Here is an 18,055-nt window from a genome sequence, read left to right as displayed (position 1 = left end):
GGAGCTACGCCGCGACGCGGTACCTGATGATCAGGCCTACGGCACCGATCGCCATCCCGATCGCTCCGAGGCCCGCGCATGTGGCCCTCAGAACCAGGGGAGTCAGGACGGCGCCGACCGCCGACCCTCGCACGACGCGCCAGACGGCCGTGAAGCCGCCCCGCGATGTCGCCCACGTCGAGCGCCGCCGGCATCAGGACCACTCCGGACCCGGTGTCGTACACCGCCCCCAGCCACGTACCCACTGCGGTCCCTCCCGTTGCCGCGCCCGTACTTCATGTCCGGGCGACCGTCCAGGGCTTGACGGCAGGGGCGTGACGGCAGGGAGGTTGTCGCCCGGTCCGGCCGCGCTCTCACCCGCATCCGGCACGGATGCCGCGGGAAACACCGGGCGGGCGGCCCGTGCGGTGGTGTGGGATCGGGGCATGGAGGGGAGAACATACTGCGCCACCTGGAATGGCTCGCGCAGTCGGACTCTGCCTACACCAACCGCGAGCTGCACAAGCGGATCGCCGACTGGCTCGCGGGCCGGGCGCAGGATGCTGACGGCCGTTCGGACTGACCCGGGTGCCGGCGGACCCGGCGGGGGACGGTCCTGATCCGTGTCGTTGATGGACATCGCCCGCCCCGGCGATGACAATCGCCGCGATCACAACAACCAACAGGACCTCAGGACTTCTGCCCGGTGATGGAGTCGGTGCGGGGCGCGTGCCCCCTCTCCGCGCCAACACTGGACGGTTCCAGGCGGCGACCACAGGTCGGTACATCCGGGCACCGGCGACCGAGGTGGGCCGTCCCGTCGGGCAGCGAAAGGGACTCGCCGTGTCATCGGCGAACTATCGCTCCCTGCTGCGTACCCCGGGCGCCGCAGCATTCTTCCTGCCGGCGTCGCTCGGACGCGTCGGCATCGCGATGACCGGCCTCGGCATCGTCTGGCTCGTGCACGGCCACACCGGCAGCTTCGCCTCGGCCGGCCTGGTCAGTGGCGGGTTCGCGGTGACTGACGCGCTCGTGGCGCCCCAACTGGCGCGACTGGTCGACCGGTTCGGGCAGACCCGGATCCTGCCGCCCGCACTGCTCGCCCACTCCCTCGCGGTGGCCGCTCTCGTGTCCCTGGTCGCCGCGGATGCCTCCGACCCGCTCCTGATCGTGGGCGGTGCGCTGGTCGGAGCCAGTGTTCCGCAGCTCAGCGCGATGTCCGCGGCACGCTGGGCGGCACTGCTGCGCACCGGCCGGTCGGCGGAGCTGCCCACCGCTTTCGCGCTCGAGTCCCTCGGCAACGCGGTGGCCTACCTCGTGGGCCCGGCGTTGGTCAGCGCCCTCGCCGCGGCCGGACATCCGGTGGCCGGCCCGGTCCTGGCCGTCTCGTTGTCGGTGGCCGGAGGCCTGGTCTTCGCGGCGCAGCGCGGCAGCGCGCCCTCGCCGGTTGCCGGCGCCGGCGCCCACGCCCCTGCGGGCCGGTCGCTGCTGCGCAGCGGGGTCTTCGTACTCATGGGCCTCAATCTCGCCCTCGGGGTCTTCTTCGGCGCGATGCAGGTCTCGGTGACCGCCTTCGTGGTGGAGCACGGTGCACCGAGCGCAGCCTCCCCGGTCTTCGCCGTCTCCAGTTGCAGCGGACTGCTGGCCGGTTGGCTGTACGGGCTGCGCCGGTGGCGGGCCGCACCTCCGGTACAACTGCTGGTGGCGACCACCGCGCTGATGCTCGGTACCCTGCTCCTGCCGACCGTCCGCTCACCGTTCGGACTCGGACTGGTGGTGGTGCTGACCGGCGCCACGGTCCCACCCCTTCTGGTGCTCTGCTCCGTGCTCACCGAGTCGACCGTCCACCAGGCCGTCCTGACCCAGGCGTTCTCCTGGCTCGGCTCCGCCAGTGCCGCGGGCACGGCCGCCGCGGCGGCACTGTCCGGCTGGGCGATCGACTCACTCGGGTCGCGCGGCGGCTTCACGGTCGCCACCGTGGCCGCCGCCGTGATGGTGCTCCAGAGCCTCGCAGGCCTGCGTCTGCTGCGCGGTCCGCGGCGGGAGCGGTTGCGCGCGGAACCGCTGTGACGGGTGCGGCCCCGCCACGGCGAGCACCGGCCCGGGCCTCGCTGCCCGGTCCCGGTCGTGCCGGGGCACCGCCGAGGACGGGCGTGCCCGGGTCAGTGACGCTTTGTCATCCAGGAGATGTCCTGGCCGCTGTGCCCCAGGGATCCCGCTTTCCAGGCGCGGATGTCGCGGCGGGCGTCCCGTACGTCCCGCGACATGGCCGCGCCGTCGCGGAAGGGGTGCTCGCCGTGCCGGCGCGCCCTCCAGCCGGCCCAGGAGGCGAGTGCGATGACGAGTGCGAGCGGCGCCCAGAAGATCCACATACGGGGAGCATCGCTCATCTCGTGGCGCCGGGCCAGGCGCAAGTGGCGATCACCTGGCGAAGGCCGGCTGCCGTCATCGGGGCTTGACAGGGTGCCGCCCGCGGCGGCCGGCCGGGACCGCCGCGGGCGGCGGGGTGTCATGTCGTGCTGAAGGTGAACCAGTTGACGTTCACGAAGTCGGCCGGCTGGCCGCTGGTGAACGTGAGGTACACGTCGTGCTTGCCGGTGACGCCCGAGATGTTGGCGGGGATCGTCGTCCAGTTCTGCCAGCCGCCCGTGTTGCCGACGGAGAAGCTGCCGATCGGGGCGTTGCTCCGGCTGTCCAGCCGGACCTCGACCAGACCGCTGACGCCGCCGCCGGCGCCGGAGGCGACGCGGGCCTTGAACTGCCGGGCCGTGGTCGTACCGAAGTCGACGCCGGAGTACAGCGCCCAGTCGCCGTTGGCGAGGGACGCCAGGTTCCGGCCGCCACCGCTGTCCGTCGTGTTCTCCACGGTGGTGCCGGACTGCTGCGTGTACGACTCGGCCTGGAGGGTGCCGTACGCGCTGCCCGTGTTCCCCGACGGCGGGGGAGAGGTGGGGGGCTGCGTGCCGCCACCGCCGGAGCTGTAGACGGCGACGTAGTCGACCAGCATCGGCACGCCGGAGACGGTCGAGGCCGTCGGCGTCCTGTACCCGGCCACCGGGTCGGGGAAGGCTCCGCCCATCGCGACGTTGAGCAGGATGAAGTGGCCGTGGGCGGTGGCCGCGTTCCAGGTGGAGGCGTCCATCTGATCTGCGTTCACCGTGTGGAACTGGACGCCGTCGACGTACCAGCGCAGTTGCTGGGGACTGACGCTGCGGTCCCACTCGAACGCGTAGGTGTGGAAGTTGCCCTGGCAGGCGCTGCCGGGACAGGTCCGGGTGGCGCCGAGGCCGCTCGTCTCGTTGCAGTAGCCGCCCGGGTTGGTGCCGCAGTGCAGGGTGCCCCAGACCTGGTTGACGCCGTTGACGTTCTCCATCAGGTCGAACTCGCCGATGGAGGGCCAGTTCCAGTAGTTGCCCCGGTACGGCGCGCCCAGCGTCCAGAAGGCCGGCCAGTAGCCCGCCGCGGCCGCGCCGGTGACGTTCGGCATCTGGATGCGGGACTCGATGCGGAGCTTGCCGCCCGAAGGGGGCTCGAAGTCGCTGCGGCGGGTCTCGATGCGCCCGGAGGTCCAGTCGCCGGCGGAGTCCCGGATCGGGGTGATGCGCAGGTTGCCGGAACCGTCCTGGCGGAGGTTGGCGGTGTTGGAGGTGTAGGTCTGCACCTCGCCGGTGCCCCAGTTGGCTGCGCCGCCGGGGTAGCTGGTGCCGGTGTCGATGATCCAGTCGTCGCTCGACGGGAGGGAGTTGGCGGCGCCGGTGAAGTCGTCGCTCCAGACGGTGGTCCAGCCGGACGGTGCGGACGGGACGGCGGCCCTGGCGGAGCCGAGCAGGCCCAGGCAGAGCGCGGTCACGGTGGCTGCCGCGGCCACCATGAGGGTGAGCGGTCTGGCGGCGTACCGCCTGCCGGTGGTCGTTCGCGCGGACACGGGTGTGATGCCTCCTCGGGATCGGTGCCGGGGAAGGGTGCGGTTCAGGTCCGAGAGCCTTTGAGAGCGCTCTCATATGGCGGGAACACCTTCCCGCCAGGGTGAACCGCGGTCAATACATGGAACAAAAGAAGTCGTGCGCGGTTCTCTGCCTTCACTGCTTGGAGTCGGCGAGGCCGGGCGGGGAGGCTCGCGCTGCGCCGCGGAGCGTGGGCGCCGGAAGGCGCAGGGGTGCCGGTGGCCTCACGGAATGCCGCGCCGACGGCGTTCGTGCTGTTGAGAGCGCTCTCTCACGTGGGGTCGCGAAACCGGCCGGCGGCACACACGGCGAATCCTGCAGTCATGAACCGCGAGAAGCCGGGTAGCCGATCCGTGTACGAATGGGTGTGAATGCGAAGCCGGCAGCTTCGTGCCGCGGGTGCGGACAGCCGGCGGCGCCGACGGCCGGTCCCGTCCGAGCGGGGCCGGGCGCGACCGCGACCGCGCGGTCAACGCCCCGGGGCCCGCCCCCGAGGCACGTCCGGCCCGGGAAGCGGCATAGGCGACCAGGGCCGAGCAAGGGAGTGCATCATGATCATCCTCGGCATCATCCTGCTCATCATCGGATTCCTGACCGGAATCTCCATCCTGTGGACCCTGGGAGTCATCCTCGTGGTCATCGGCCTCGTGCTCTGGGTCCTGGGTGCCATGGGGCACGCCGTCGCGGGGCGCCGCCACTACTACTGACGGCCGGTGAGCCCGAGTACGCGCCGCGCCCTGTGTCCCCGAGGGCGCGGCGCCCTCATGACCGCGGGCGGGGGTGTGACGCGGCCCCGCCCGTGCGGACCGGTGCGGGGTTCGCCCGGATGGGCCGCCTGCAGTGGTCACCGGCGCGCCCGGGGGATTGGTTGTGATATGTCCCCCCGACGCCCAGGTGCACTGGAGTATTCGCATGGAATCCGGTTCCTCCGCGCACAACTGCCCCTTCGACTTCGCCGAGGCCCTCGAGTTCGACCCGCAGCTGAAGCAGTTCATGGAGAACGAGAAGATCTCCCGCATCAAGCTGCCGCACGGCGAGGGTGAGGCCTGGCTCGTCACGCGGTACGAGGACGTGCGGACGGTGACGACCGACCGGCGTTTCAGCCGCGCCGCCGTCGTCGGCAAGGACTTCCCCCGCATGACGCCCGAGCCGATCGTCCAGGACGAGGCCATCAACGTGATGGACCCGCCGGACAGCAGCCGGCTGCGCTCGCTGGTCTCCAAGGGCTTCACCCCGCGGAACGTCGAGCACATGCGCCCCAGCATCGAGCGGGTCGTCGCCGAACTGCTCGACGGAATGGAGGAGAGCGGCTCCCCGGCGGACCTCGTGGAACACCTGGCGGCGCCCCTGCCGCTGGCCGCCATCTGCGAGGTGCTCGACATCCCCGACGAGGACAGCTGGGAGCTGCGCGGCCACGCGCGCACCATGATGGACTTCAGCCCCGACAACCGGGACGCCGCCGTCCACTCCAAGGCCTACCTGCGGGAGTACTTCACCAAGCTCACCGCCGAACGGCGCGCCCGCCCGGGCGACGACCTGGTGAGTGTGCTGGCCACCGCCCGTGACGGGGACGAGATCCTCAACGACAAGGAACTCGCCGTCATGGCCATGGTCCTGCTCATCACGGGCCAGGACACCACGTCCAACGAGATCGGCAACATCGCGTACACCCTGCTCACCCGCCCGCGGGAGCTGGCCATGCTGCGCGAGCGGCCGGACCGCATCCCGCAGGCCATCGAGGAGATGCTGCGGTACATCCCGTTCCGCAAGGGCGTCGGCATCCCGCGGATCGCCGTCGAGGACGTGGAGATGGGCGGCGTGCTGATCCGGGCCGGTGACGTCGTCCACGTCTCGTACCTGACCGCGAACCGCGACCCCGAGAAGTACGACCGCCCCGACGAGCTGGACCTGGACCGTACCGGCACGCCCCACATGACCTTCGGCTGGGGCGGCCACCACTGCCTGGGCGCGCCGCTGGCGACCATGGAGCTCCAGGTGGCCTTCAGGGAGCTGCTGCGCCGCTTCCCGGACCTGAGGCTGGCCAAGCCGGCCGACGAGGTGCGGTGGAGCGCCACGTCGATCTGGCGCTACCCGGTGGCCCTGCACGTCGCCTGGTGAACCGCCCGCTCCGGCCCCCGATCCGGCCCCGCACCCCTCACGGGTGCGGGGCCGGCTTCGTCACGTCGTCCCTTGTGAGCGGTGGTGCAGGCCGCTCCGACATGCGAAATCCGCCCAAGTGACGTACGTTTTCCTGGTGGACGCAAATCCGAACAGGCCATGAATCCACTTCGACAGCGGCCGGTCCCTTCTTGTGAACCGACTTTTGCCGGGACTCCTGAAAGTCCCCTGTGGGTGCGCCGATGAATGCGCCCGTACCCCCTACCGCATTTTCGTGACAGGTACGGGCCTGCTCCGGAAATCCCGGAGCAGCGCACCAGATGGACCATAGCCCGCCGAGGGGCAGGAAATGGAGCCACCCATGGCTGTTCTGTGCAAGCCGGTGATATCGGTTCCCGACAACGTTATCACCTGCGAACAAACGCTTGAGCTGGCACGACGGCTGCACAAGGACCACCCGCAACTCGGCCTGACCCTCAGGCTCATTGAGAACACGGGCGTTCAGAAGCGGCACCTGATCCAGCCGATCGAAGAGGTGCTCAAACATCCGGGCTTCGACGTGCGCAGCCAGATCTACGAGGCGGAGTCGAAGGCACGGGTACCGGCCGTCGTGCGAAAGGCCCTCGACCAGGCCGAGTTGGAGCCCGAGGACATCGACATCATCGTGTACGTGTCGTGCACGGGCTTCATGATGCCCTCGCTGACCGCGTGGCTCATCAACAAGATGGGCTTCCGCCACGACACCCGTCAACTGCCGATCGCACAGCTGGGTTGTGCCGCTGGAGGCGCGGCCATCAACCGCGCCCACGACTTCTGCACGGCGTACCCCGAGGCCAACGCCCTCATCGTGGCATGCGAGTTCTGCTCGCTGTGCTACCAGCCCACGGACCTCAGCGTCGGAACGCTGCTGTCCAACGGACTGTTCGGCGACGGCATCGCCGCCGCCGTCGTCCGCGGCAGCGGCGGCACCGGGATGCGGCTGGAGCGCAACGCCTCCTACCTCATCCCGAACACCGAGGAGTGGATCTCCTACGCGGTGCGCCAGACGGGCTTCCACTTCCAGCTCGACAAGCGCGTACCCGGCACCATGGAGCCCCTGGCACCGGTGCTGCGCCAGGTCGCCGAGGACCACGCGTGGAACGCCGCCAAGCTGGACTACTACATCATCCACGCCGGCGGCCCCCGGATCCTGGACGACCTGTGCCGCTTCCTCGGCGTCCCGCCGGAGTCGTTCCGGTTCAGCCGGGCGACGCTGACCGAGTACGGCAACATCGCGAGTGCCGTCGTCCTCGACGCCCTGTACCGGATGTTCGAGGAGGGCTCCGCCCTCGACGGGCACCGCGGACTGCTGGCCGGCTTCGGCCCGGGCATCACCGCGGAGATGGTCCTGGGGACATGGGTCACCAACGGGCTCGACTCCACGATGGCGCCCCAGCACTCCTACGGGGAGTACGACGTCATCACCTGAGCCGCGGCCCCGGCGGGCGGCGGTCGGGGCCGGCGGTGATGGGGGACGCCACGGCGTCCCCGCCACCGGCCGGCCCGGCCCCCGACGGCCGGGTGAGGCCCGTACGGGCTCGCGACGCGGCGGCCACGCGGCCGCCGCGTCGCTCTCGTTCCGCCGGACCGTCAGGCGGGGACCACCCGCTCCCGGGCGGTCACGAAGCCCACGACCGCCTCCGCGAAGCGCCCGGGCTCCTCGAGGTGGCCGAAGTGCCCGCTGTTCTCCAGGACCACCAGTTCCGATTGGGGGATCAGCTCGTGCAGTTCACCGGCCCACCGCATCCCGCAGATCACGTCGTACCGGCCGGCGACGACCAGCGCCGGCACGGTGAGAGCCCCCAGCTGCCCCCGGTCGTCGATGGCATCGGGGACGAGGTGCTCGTCCAGTCCCGAGATGTGCGTACCCGCCACCGCGGCGCGCAGCGGCGCGAACTCCTCCTCCCGGCCCCAGTAGTCGGCGAAGTACGCGGGCAGCAGCCCCTTGAGGGCGGCCGTCATCTCCACGTCGTCGGAGATCGCGGACACCCCCTGGAGGGCCCCCAGGACCTCCGGCAGACCGGGATGGCCCGCGTGCCGGGCGGCGAACTCCTGGACCATGCGCATCGCCTCGGCGCCGTGCTCGGGGCCGGTGACCGGCGCGCTGTCGTACAGGACGACCCCGGCGACGCGCGCGGGCCGGCGCAACGCGTGGTACTGGACGACGAACCCGCCGTGCGAGTGCCCGAGCAGGTGCACGCGCGGGACGCCCAGGCGGTCGACGAGCGCGTCCAGGAAGCGGCTGTAGAGCTCACGGGTGTACCCGTGCGGGTGCGAGGGGAGACGGCCCGACCCGCCGGTGCCGACGGGCTCCGGGTAGACGACCGTGAGGTGCCGTTCGACCTCGGGCATGCGCAGGTACTCCCAGAACACGCCCGGCCCGCCCGAGTGCGCGATGCACACCGGGCCGGTGCCGTGGACGTGGTAGCGCTGGACGACCCCGTCCACCTCGAAGGTGTGGGTGCCGGGGGACAGGGGGCCGGTCAGGGGGGCGGGCATCGGTACTCCGTATCCGGAAGGTGTCCAGGACGGTCCAGGACACCGACAGGACGCGGGGCGGCACGTGAAGTTCGATCGCCGGCGGGTGACGGTCGTCACATCCTGTGCGGCGGCGCCGGGCACGCCCGGCGCGTACGCACGGATGGGCCGGTCGGCCCCCTCCTGTGGCGGAAATGATCCGTGCGGCCCCTGCTGCGGGAGAGCCGGCGCGTGCGACGGTCGTCGGACAGGGAAGGGAGCACGGCCATGGGCGGCAGGGCGGTGTTCTGGCAATGGCGCCGCAATCCGCTGCGGCGCCGGTGCGACGTCGTGGAGGCCTGCACGGGCGTGGCGGCCGCCCTGCTGATCGCCGCAGGGGCCCCGGCGGCCGGTGCGGCCACGGCGGCCGCGGTGGAGGACTCCGAGCTCCGGCGCAGCCAGGGCACCCACCTGGCGACGGCCTTCCTGACCGAGGACGCCGCGAGGGCCGTGGAGAACCCGTACACCGGCTCCATCGGCAAGGTCCTCACCCCCGTCCGGTGGACCGCGCCCGACGGCTCCACCCGGACCGGTCAGGCCCGCGTCGAACCGGGCAGCCCCGCGGGATCCCCCGCCACCGTCTGGCTGGACGCCGGCGGCCGGCTGCAGCAGAACCGGCTCACCCCCGCGCAGGCCGAGGCCCAGGGCGTGGTCTTCGGCACGGTCGCCGCGGCGGGCGCCTGCGCGCTGGTCCTCGCCGGACGCTGGGTCGTCCGCCTGCAGATCGACCGCAACCGCGCGGCGGCGTGGGCCCGCGAGTGGGAGGAGACCGGCCCCTCGTGGGGCCACCGCAGGGCCTGAGCCCGGGGAGGCCAGAGGCGGACGGTCGGCAGTGCGGCGAAGGAGGCGCGGTGAGCGGTCTGGTGGTCGTGGGAGCGGACGGCTCGGCCTCGAGCCTCGCCGCGGTCGGGACGGCGGCCCGGGAGGCCGCGTTGCGCGGCGCGGGACTGCGGATCGTGCACGCCTTCCTGTGGCCGGCGATGCACGTGCCCCTCGGGCCCTCCGGCCTCGGACCGCCCGAGGGCGGCCTGCGGCACGCGGCGCAGCGCGTGGTGGCCGAGGCGGTGGAACGCGCCAGGAGCGTGGCACCGGAGGTGGACGTCACCCACGCCGTGGTGACCGGGGAACCCCTCACGGTGCTGGAGGCCCAGTCGCGCGCCGCCGAACTCGTGGTCGTGGGATCCCGCGGGATGGGCGGCTTCATCGGCCTGCTGCTGGGCTCGACGGCCGTGCACCTCGCCGCCCACGGCCAGTGCCCGGTGATGGTGGTCCGGGAGCAGTCGGCCGCCGGCGGCCCGGTCCTTCTGGGCGTCGACGGTTCCCCGGCCGGCGCGGACGCGGTCGACTTCGCGTTCGCCGAGGCCGCGTTGCGCGGCGCCGGACTCCTCGTCCTGCACGCGTGGACCCCCTGGCACACACCGGTGCCGCCGCCGCAGGACCCCGCGATGCCGTACGCGGGCGAGCCCGGCGAACTCGCCCGCACCGAGGAACGCCTGGTCGCCGAGGCCATCGCGGGGCGGCGGGAGACCCACCCCGGCGTCGAGGTCCGGACGAGGGCGGTGCGCGGCGGGACCCGCGAGACGCTCATCGAGGCGAGCCGGACCGCACAGCTCCTCGTCGTCGGCGCGCGGGGACGGGGCGGCTTCGCCGGGCTGGTGCTCGGCTCCGTCAGCCAGGCGCTGCTGCACCACGCGCACTGCCCGATAGCCGTGGTGCGCGGGTCCGCCGCCGGGCGGTGAGGGCGGGTCGGCCGCCGTGACGTGGGGCGGCGCGGGGCGCCCCCGGGTTCCCGCGGTCGTCCGCCCACCGTGACGAGGGGGCCGTCTTGTCGGGGGGGTTGCGCCGACGTGGTCTGGATCGCCGTTGCGCGAAGGCCGGACGTCGCCGCCTTCGCGCGCACGACTGACGTCCTCCCCCGGCCCATGCCGAGGGCGTGCGTGAACACGTGGCCGGCGCTCAGGTCGAAGCGGGGCGGTCGCGTACTCGTGAACTGGGCCACGCCCACTGGGGGCGGTCCACGTCCGAGACGATCTCCTGCCCCGGGGCCTCGTCCGTCTCCTCGACGGTCGGCCCGGGTTCGCGGATCCCCGGGTCCCCGGAGGCCGGAGAGCCGGCGCCCGATGTCCCCGGTCGCTGCGGCGTGACCCCCTGCCGCCGCGCCCGGGCCCGCCCCCGTACGCTTGATCGCAGCGGTGACCTGCCCCCGACTGTCCCGAATGGCGCGTGCCGTCGCCCATGGGCCGTTCGGCCCCCGACCGGGCCCGGCGGCCCCTGCCCGGGGTCCGCGGCCGCCGGGAAGCTGGGGGCGAACAGCCCATGTCCTTCGTCCCGTTCGCCAGGAGGCACCTCATGTCCCGTACGGTCACCGCCGGTCTCGACGGATCGCCCGAGAGCCGTGCCGCGGCGGACTGGGCCGCCCGCGAGGCACTGCGCCGCGGGCTGGCGCTGCGGCTCGTGCACGTCCACGAGTGGCAGCCGTACAGCTCCGTCTACGCCCCGCTGGCCGGTGCGGTCGCCGCGGTGGACCCCGACGCCCAGCGGCAGTGGGCCGAGTCCGTGCCCCGCGACGCCGCCGCCGAACTGGGCGGGCGCCATCCGGACCTCGAGATCACCGCCGATCTCGTGAGCGGGCAGCCGGCGGCGGCCCTCGCGGCGGCGGCCGAGGAATCGGAACTGCTGGTCCTCGGCTCCCGCGGCCTCGGCGCGCTCGCCGGGTTCCTCGTCGGCTCCGTGGCCTCCGCGACCGTCGCCCAGGCCGTCCGGCCCGTCGTCCTGGTACGGGCCGGCGAGAAGGGCGAGGACGAGCACCGCCCGGACCTCGACGGGCTGGTCTCGCAGTACACGCCCTTCCGCGACGTGGTGCTCGGCATCGACCTGACCCGGCCCCACGACGATCTGCTGGCGTTCGCCTTCGAGGCCGCCATGCTGCGCGGGACGGGCCTGCGCGTCGTCCACGGCTGGAACCTGCCGGCCTCCTACGGCTACAACCCCGCGGCCGTCGCCCTGGACCTGGAGCACGAGCTGACCGGCGCCCAGGCGAGGGCGCTGACGCAGGTGCTGGCGCCGTGGCGGGCCAAGTACCCCGCCGTCGAGGTCGTCGAGCACTCCCTCACCGGCGGGGCGGCGCACCATCTGATCGAGGCGGCGGCCGACGCCTCGCTGGTCGTGGTCGGCCGCCGCGTCCGGCACGCGGCCGCCGGACTGCACGTCGGCCCGGTGACGCACGGGGTGCTGCACCACGCCAAGGCGCCCGTGGCGGTCGTCCCGCACGACTGACCCCGGGCACCCCGGCGCGGCCCGGGTCAGCGCGCGGGGCGGCCGGCCGCGTCGATGAGCGCCGTCTCCTCGTCCGTCAGCCGCAGTGCGCCCGCCGCCAGGTTGTCGACCAGGTGCTCCGGATCGCCCGTCCCCGGGATGGCGAGTACGTGGTCGCCCTGGGCGAGCGTCCACGCGAGCCGCACCCGCGCGGGCGAGACGCCGTGGGCGGCCGCGACGGCGAGCACGGCGTCGCTCTCGGCACCGGCGGCGTCCGGTCCGCGGTCGCGGCCCCCGCCGGCGATGGAGTAGAAGGGCACGAAGGCGATGCCCTGGGCACCGCACTCCCGCAGGAGGCCGTCGCTGTCGCGGGCGTCGACGCCGTAGGGGTTCTGGACGCACACCACGGGGGCGATGGCCCGCGCCTCGGCCAGGTGCTCGGGACGGACGTTGGAGAGCCCGAGGTGGCGGACGAGCCCGGCGTCGCGCAGCTCGGCGAGGGCGCCGAAGTGCTCGGCGACGGAAGTCCTCGCCATGAAGCGGAGGTTGACCAGGTCGAGGTGGTCGCGGCCGAGCTGCCGCAAATTCTCCTCGACCTGGCCGCGCAGCTGGTCGGGGCGGGCGGCCGTGACCCACTCCCCGGAGGCGTCCCGCGCGGGCCCCACCTTGGTGGCGATGACCAGGTCCTCGGGGTACGGCGCCAGGGCCGAGTTGATGAGCTCGTTGGCCGAACGCAGCCGTGAGAAGTAGAAGGCGGCGGTGTCGATGTGGTCGACGCCGAGTTCGACGGCGCGGCGCAGCACGCCGATCGCGCGGTCGCGGTCGCTGGGCGTACCGAGGTGGAAGGCGGCGCTGCCGGTCAGCCGCATCGCGCCGAAGCCGATGCGGTTGACCCTCATGTCGCCGAGGAGCCAGGTGCCGGCCGCGGGGGCGGCTGCGGCTGCGGCTGCGGAGATCCTGTCAGTGGTCATGGGTGACTGCTTCCTTTCGCCGTCCCGGAGTATCCCCCGGCGTCCCGCGCCGCCGGAAAGCGGCGGTGCGCCCACCGCCGTGCCCACGGCAGCCCGTGAACCCGCGATGCGGGACGATGACCGCGCTTGCCGATCCCTTTCGGACCCGGCACCAAGCCGAGGTGCACGTTCCGGTGACGAGCCGTCACGTCGCCGCGCCCAAGGGGCCCGCCTCGTCCGCTCCGCCGGCGGGGAGAGGGTCTACGAGGCGGGCCCGGGCGACCGGGCGTTCACCTCGTACTACCGTGCGGGCGCCCGGCCCGGCCGGGGCAGCAGCGACGCCGGGAGCAGGCCGAGGGCGGCGACCGCGGCGAGGAGGAGCAGGGTGGTACCCATCGCGGCGTCCGGCACCCCCGCCTCTCCTGCCGCTCCCGCCGTCCCGGCCGCGACCGCGATGCCCAGGGTCGGCCCGACGTTCATCGCCGTCTGCTTCAGGCCCCCGACGACCCCGGCGTACCCGGGCGGGGCGTCGCCCACGACGGAGGCGGTGGCCGTCACCATGACGGTCGCGAAGCCCGCGCCGAGCACCGCGAACGCGGCGGCCATCGGGGCCCACGCACCGCCCGGGCCGGACCGCGACAGCAGCGCGATGCCGAGGACGACCAGGAGCGTGCCGCAGACCGCGGTGCGACGCGGCCCGTACCGGCGCAGCGCGGCGCCGGCGACGGGTGCGCCGAGCACCATGAGCGCCGTCAGCGGGAGCACCCTCAGGCCCGTGGCCAGCGGATCGAGACGCAGCGCGTCCTGCAGGTGGAACGTGGCCCGGAACAACGTGCCGAAGAGCCCCGCGGTCGTCACCAGCAGGATGGCGACGGACGCCGTCACGGGCACCGAACGGGCCACCGCGCGGGGCACGTTGGGGTGCTCCGCGCGCCGCTCGTACGCGACGAGCAGCGCGAGGGCCCCGGCCGCGGCGAGGAGTCCGAGCAGTGTCCCGGTGCCCGTCCACCCGCGCTCCGGGATGCCCGCCAGCGCGTGGACGAGGGCCGCGAGCGCCGTCGCGAGCAGGGCCGCGCCGGCCAGTCCCACCCGCCCTCCGCCGTCCGCCGGCCGTTCCGGCGACGGCACCCGGACGGCGAGCGTGAGCAGGGCGATCGCGAGCGCGACGGGAACGTTGATCCAGAACACGGCGCGCCACCCCAGGTGCGCCACGACGAGCCCGCCGATTACCGGGCCGGCTCCCGCGGCCACCGCGAGCACGCTCGTGCGGACGGCGATCGGCCTTCCCAGCCGGTCCTCGGGGTACGCCAGCCGCAGCAGCGCGAGCGTCGCGGGCTGCAGGAGCGCCCCGAACACGCCCTGGGCCACGCGCAGCGCGATCACCCACCCGACGCTGCCCGCGACGGCGATCCCGGCGGACGCCGCCCCGAAACCCAGCACCCCCGCGCAGAGCAGGCGCCGGTGACCGTAGCGGTCCCCGAGCCGCCCCGCGAGCACGAGCAGGGCCGCCACCGCCACCAGGTAACCGGTGCTGGTCCACTGGACCTCGGTCACGCTCGCGTCCAGGTCGCGCTGGAGGCTGGGCTGTGCCACCAGCAGGACTCCGCCGTCCAGGGCGACGATCGCGGCGCCCGCGGCGCCGGCCGCGAGCGCGATCCGCCGCCGCGCGGGGGAGATCACGCGGGCACCGGCCCGAGATGGGCGTCGATGACCGCCGTGACCAGCGGCTCGTAGCCCGGCGACTCCGCGCCGGGGCCGTCAGCGCCCAGGACGGCCTGGAGACTGCCCCAGGTCCACAGCTGGACGAGACCGTGCAGATTCGACCAGAGGGCCGCCGCCGTCACCGCGGCGGGCGGCGGGGCGGCGGCCGTTGCGGCGTCCTGCTCCGCCCGGCACCGGACGACGAGGTCGACGATGGCCCGGAACAGGGGCAGCGACGTCTCCCGCAGCCGCGGGCCGCCGTCCGCCTGCGGCGCGCCGTCCAGGAGGTCGTGGCGGAACATCAGCTCGAACATGCCGCGGTGGTCCAGTGCGTACCCGACGTACGCCCGTGCGGCGGCCGCCAGTTGGGCGCGCGGCCCGGTCGCGTCCGCGGTCGCGGTCGCGAACCGCGCGTGCAGGTCCTCGAAGCCGCGCCGGGCGATCGCCGACAGCAGGGAATCGTGCGTGGGGAAGTGGCGCCGCGGCGCGCCGTGGGACACCCCCGCCCGCCGTGCGATCTCACGCAGCCCCACCGACGCGGTGCCCCCGGCCAGCACGAGGTCCACGCCGGCATCGACAAGTCGCTCCCGCAGGGAGCCGCCGTCCGTCATGGGGGAGTGTCTACCAGCTCGGCGTAGACACTGTCTACGGGCGGGTCGGTGTCCGCGGTCCGCGCCGACGCCCAGGCCCGTTCCGCGGGCTTGTCGGTGGCGGCGGGCAGACTGTGCCGCATGACCTCGGCGACCGCAGATGACTACGCCTGGATACGTTCCTCTCCGTTGTTCGGCTACGCGCTGGAGTGCGGGTACACCCTGACCCTGGTGCGGGGTGCCACCCCGGGGGAGGTGCTGCGCGTGATGGAGGCGGAGCCCCAGGGCACGTGCACGGGAGCCGACGCGCTGATCGAGCGGCAGGACGAGCTGCGCGACCCGGGGGACTACTGGGACGACTCCTTCGTCGCCGGCGCGTTCACCGTCCCGGGCGAAGGCGGTGACTGGACGCTCGTCCTGCAATTCGAAGAGGGGGGCACGGGGATGCGGCAGCGCTTCCTGGAGACCCTGTCGGCGGGCGGGCGCGCCGTGGTGCACTCCAGCAACGGAGGCAAGCCCATGCACTTCTTCCACTGGTACGAGGACGCGGAACTGCGCACCACGTTCGAGTGGCCCACTCGTAGGGAAGGCAGCACCCCCGATGCCCTCAACTCGATGATCCGCGGGGTTGGTTGGCCACTGTCGGGCGACGAGGAAGAGGCAGCAGAGCTCGTCGACACCAAGGCGGCGGCCTTCGCCCTCGCCGAGCGGCTGACCGGCGTCCGCGTGACGGAGGAACTGCTCCGTGTCGCCGAATACCAGCTCGGCCATGTACCCGAGGAGCCCGTCGAGGAGTGGACCGGCATCAGCATCGACATCACCGACGCCCAGGGCGAACGCTTCACCAGGGAAGTCACCCGTGACCAGGTCGAGGGCGCCATGGCGCGCGCCCGCGCCGAATCCGCGGGACCGACGGTCGTCCGCGGGCCCTCGTCACCCGCTCCCTGACCCGCAGAGCGCAGTGCCTGGGCCGGCGGACCTCCCTGGGTGAGGAGCCGTCACTCCGACGGGACTGCCGCGTGGCCGCTCACGAGCCGCCCCCCGTCCCTTCCGGCGGGGCGGAGAACTCGGCGCGCACCGCGTCCGTGTGCTCGCCCAGCGCCGGCACCGCCCCCATCAGCGCCTCGCGCCCGCGTACCGTCACCGGCGGCAGCAGCCCGCGCAGCGGGCCGGACGGCGTGCCGAACTCCCGCCAGCGGTCGCGGGCTTCCAGCTGAGGATGGGCCGCGAACTCCGCGACCGACCGCAGCCTGGCAGTGGCGATCCCGGCGCCGTCGAGGCGCTCCAGGGCCTCGTCCGCCGCGAGGGCGGCGAAGCGCTCCTCGATGATCGCGGTGAGCTCGTCGTCATGGGCGTGGCGCAGCGGATTGTCCGCGAACCTCGGGTCGCGGACCAGTTCGGGCCGCTCCAGCACCTTCTCGCACAGGGCGACCCAGTCCCGGTCGCTCTGCACGCTGATGAAGACCTCGCCGCCGTCGCCCGCCCGGTAGTGGCCGTACGGCGAGATCGACGGGTGCCGGGCGCCGCTGCGGGTCAGCGGCGCCCGCCCGTACAGGCCGTGGAAGAGCGGCTGCCCCAGCCACTCGCCGAGCGCGTCGAGCATCGCCACGTCGAAGGCGCTGCCCTCGCCCGTGCGCTCACGCTCGTACAGGGCGGTGAGGACACCGGTGTACGCGTACATCCCGGCCGCGATGTCGGCGATGGAGATCCCGGCCCGCGCGGGGCTCTCCGACGTGCCCGTGAGCGACACCAGCCCCGACTCGCACTGCACCAGCAGGTCGAACGCCTTCTTCGCCGCGTAGGGCCCGTCGTCGCCGTAACCCGACACACCGCACCAGATCAGCCGCGGATGCCGCGCGCGCAGCGCCTGCGCCCCCAGGCCCAGCCGCTCGGCGGCACCGGGGGCGAGGTTCTGCACGAAGACGTCGGCCCCGGCCAGGATCCGGTCGAGCAGGGCCCGGTCGGCCTCCTGCTTGAGGTCCAGGACCACGCTCTCCTTGCCGCGGTTGCACCAGACGAAGTACGCGGACTCACCCTTGGCGGCCCTGTCGTACTCCCGCGCGAAGTCGCCGCCCGGCCGCTCGACCTTGATGACGCGGGCCCCGAGGTCCGCGAGCTGACGGGTCGCGAACGGCGCGGCGACGGCCTGCTCCACCGAGACGACGGTGACGCCCTCCAGCGGCTGCCGCTCTGCCGGCCCCTCCGACTGCCGCTGTGACTGCTGCTGTGATGGCTGCAAGGTCGTGCTCCTGGTCTGCGTGCGGACGGGAACGTTCACCTGATTTCTCCCAGGATGCCGCGGCCTTGAGGCCGGGAAGGAATGGGTCCTTGAGCGGAGCCGCGAAGCGGCGGAGCTCTCTGTGTATCCGTTCCTACCGGCACTGCTCCCTTCATTGTCGGTGGGGGCTGTTAGCTTCCGGGGCGTGACGTCGACAGTGTTCTGGGCATGCCCGGTTCACCTACCGGCTGCGGGTGTCGTCGTCGGCGGGTGCCGGTTTGGAGGCGGAGTGGGCGCGGTGCCGGTGGGGGTGGAACGAGTGTGTGGCGGTGTCCCGCAGGGTCCATGGCTTGAACAGGATCGGCGGGCAGAAGATCACGTGTGGCCCGGCGCAATTGGACAGGATGCTGACCGAGGCGCGGCGGTCGATGGCGTGGCTGCGGGAGGGCAGTTCGGTGCCGCAGCAGCAGGTCATCCGGGACTTCGCGAAATCCCGGCCCAAGGCGTTGAAGGACATCGCGGCGCGGCTGCCGATGCGGGGTCGGGCCGGGATGCCTCGCATCAAGCGGAAGCACGAGGCTGCACCGTCGCTGAACTACACCACCCGGGGTTTTCGGCTCAAGGACGGACGCCTGCGCCTGGCGGGCGGCATCGTGCTGACGGTGGTGTGGTCCCGCGACCTGCCGTCCGCACCCACGTCGGTGCGGGTAGCACCTCCCAGCGGAGCTGGGGGAGTGCCGTGCC

15 protein-coding genes and 1 pseudogene are annotated in these 18,055 nt (G+C 73.2%); 9 read left to right on the top strand and 7 right to left on the bottom strand.

Annotation, left to right across the window (positions count from 1 at the left end; all coding sequences use genetic code 11):
• Positions 1 to 822 precede the first annotated feature (822 nt).
• Complete coding sequence (locus B085_RS0106860; protein WP_018557828.1) at positions 823 to 2,049, top strand: MFS transporter; 1,227 nt, start codon at positions 823 to 825, stop codon at positions 2,047 to 2,049.
• 92 nt (positions 2,050 to 2,141) lie between these two features.
• Here B085_RS0106860 and B085_RS0106855 read toward each other — a convergent pair whose 3' ends face one another.
• Positions 2,142 to 2,351: a hypothetical protein gene (locus B085_RS0106855; RefSeq protein ID WP_018557827.1), complete on the bottom strand. Its 210-nt coding sequence runs from the start codon at positions 2,349 to 2,351 to the stop codon at positions 2,142 to 2,144.
• A 137-nt stretch (positions 2,352 to 2,488) separates the two neighbouring features.
• Positions 2,489 to 3,850 carry a carbohydrate-binding protein gene (locus B085_RS0106850; RefSeq protein ID WP_026250754.1) on the bottom strand — a complete coding sequence of 454 codons (1,362 nt, stop codon included), beginning with the start codon at positions 3,848 to 3,850 and terminating at the stop codon, positions 2,489 to 2,491.
• Between the two features lie 624 nt (positions 3,851 to 4,474).
• Between B085_RS0106850 and B085_RS49930 the strand changes: the two genes are divergently transcribed.
• The 3 genes from B085_RS49930 (at position 4,475) to B085_RS0106835 (ending at position 7,509) form a co-directional block, all read left to right on the top strand.
• Positions 4,475 to 4,630 (top strand): DUF6131 family protein, encoded by a 156-nt coding sequence (locus tag B085_RS49930; RefSeq protein WP_018557825.1) that lies wholly within the window; start codon positions 4,475 to 4,477, stop codon positions 4,628 to 4,630.
• A gap of 205 nt (positions 4,631 to 4,835) precedes the next feature.
• Complete coding sequence (locus B085_RS0106840) at positions 4,836 to 6,041, top strand: cytochrome P450 (protein ID WP_018557824.1); 1,206 nt, start codon at positions 4,836 to 4,838, stop codon at positions 6,039 to 6,041.
• A gap of 361 nt (positions 6,042 to 6,402) precedes the next feature.
• The gene (locus B085_RS0106835; protein ID WP_018557823.1) at positions 6,403 to 7,509 is read left to right on the top strand and encodes a type III polyketide synthase; all 1,107 of its coding nucleotides are present in this window, start codon (positions 6,403 to 6,405) and stop codon (positions 7,507 to 7,509) included.
• A gap of 161 nt (positions 7,510 to 7,670) precedes the next feature.
• Here the strand turns inward: B085_RS0106835 and B085_RS0106830 are convergent, their stop codons facing one another.
• Positions 7,671 to 8,579: an alpha/beta fold hydrolase gene (locus tag B085_RS0106830; protein WP_018557822.1), complete on the bottom strand. Its 909-nt coding sequence runs from the start codon at positions 8,577 to 8,579 to the stop codon at positions 7,671 to 7,673.
• 246 nt (positions 8,580 to 8,825) lie between these two features.
• Between B085_RS0106830 and B085_RS0106825 the strand changes: the two genes are divergently transcribed.
• From B085_RS0106825 to B085_RS0106815, 3 genes are all read left to right on the top strand, one after another.
• On the top strand, positions 8,826 to 9,398 hold the full coding sequence (locus B085_RS0106825; RefSeq protein ID WP_018557821.1) for a hypothetical protein: 573 nt from the start codon (positions 8,826 to 8,828) through the stop codon (positions 9,396 to 9,398).
• A 50-nt stretch (positions 9,399 to 9,448) separates the two neighbouring features.
• Positions 9,449 to 10,336: a universal stress protein gene (locus B085_RS0106820; RefSeq protein ID WP_018557820.1), complete on the top strand. Its 888-nt coding sequence runs from the start codon at positions 9,449 to 9,451 to the stop codon at positions 10,334 to 10,336.
• 610 nt (positions 10,337 to 10,946) lie between these two features.
• Complete coding sequence (locus B085_RS0106815) at positions 10,947 to 11,873, top strand: universal stress protein (protein WP_018557819.1); 927 nt, start codon at positions 10,947 to 10,949, stop codon at positions 11,871 to 11,873.
• 26 nt (positions 11,874 to 11,899) lie between these two features.
• On the opposite strand, the gene B085_RS0106810 is transcribed toward B085_RS0106815, so the two are convergent.
• The 3 genes from B085_RS0106810 to B085_RS0106800 all read right to left on the bottom strand — a co-directional run bounded on the left by B085_RS0106810 (position 11,900) and on the right by B085_RS0106800 (position 15,114).
• A complete protein-coding gene (locus B085_RS0106810) occupies positions 11,900 to 12,823 on the bottom strand; it encodes an oxidoreductase (RefSeq protein ID WP_018557818.1) in 924 nt (307 codons plus the stop codon).
• Positions 12,824 to 13,102: 279 nt separating this feature from the next.
• Positions 13,103 to 14,482: an MFS transporter gene (locus B085_RS0106805; RefSeq protein WP_018557817.1), complete on the bottom strand. Its 1,380-nt coding sequence runs from the start codon at positions 14,480 to 14,482 to the stop codon at positions 13,103 to 13,105.
• On the bottom strand, positions 14,479 to 15,114 hold the full coding sequence (locus B085_RS0106800; RefSeq protein WP_018557816.1) for a TetR/AcrR family transcriptional regulator: 636 nt from the start codon (positions 15,112 to 15,114) through the stop codon (positions 14,479 to 14,481). The genes B085_RS0106805 and B085_RS0106800 overlap by 4 nt, the downstream gene beginning before the upstream one ends.
• A gap of 120 nt (positions 15,115 to 15,234) precedes the next feature.
• Here B085_RS0106800 and B085_RS0106795 point away from each other — a divergent pair, with 120 nt between their 5' ends.
• On the top strand, positions 15,235 to 16,041 hold the full coding sequence (locus tag B085_RS0106795; RefSeq protein WP_026250752.1) for a DUF6461 domain-containing protein: 807 nt from the start codon (positions 15,235 to 15,237) through the stop codon (positions 16,039 to 16,041).
• A gap of 79 nt (positions 16,042 to 16,120) precedes the next feature.
• Here B085_RS0106795 and B085_RS0106790 read toward each other — a convergent pair whose 3' ends face one another.
• Positions 16,121 to 17,332: a CaiB/BaiF CoA transferase family protein gene (locus tag B085_RS0106790; protein WP_018557814.1), complete on the bottom strand. Its 1,212-nt coding sequence runs from the start codon at positions 17,330 to 17,332 to the stop codon at positions 16,121 to 16,123.
• 233 nt (positions 17,333 to 17,565) lie between these two features.
• Here B085_RS0106790 and B085_RS46625 point away from each other — a divergent pair.
• Positions 17,566 to 18,021 (top strand): annotated as a pseudogene (locus B085_RS46625) (RNA-guided endonuclease TnpB family protein); the annotation flags it as partial.
• Between the last annotated feature and the right edge of the window lie 34 nt (positions 18,022 to 18,055).

Source organism: Streptomyces sp. BoleA5 (assembly GCF_000373665.1).
Lineage (GTDB): Bacteria > Actinomycetota > Actinomycetes > Streptomycetales > Streptomycetaceae > Actinacidiphila.
The sequence above is the reverse complement of the archived record's forward strand: the minus strand, read 5'-3'. Positions and strand labels throughout refer to the sequence as shown.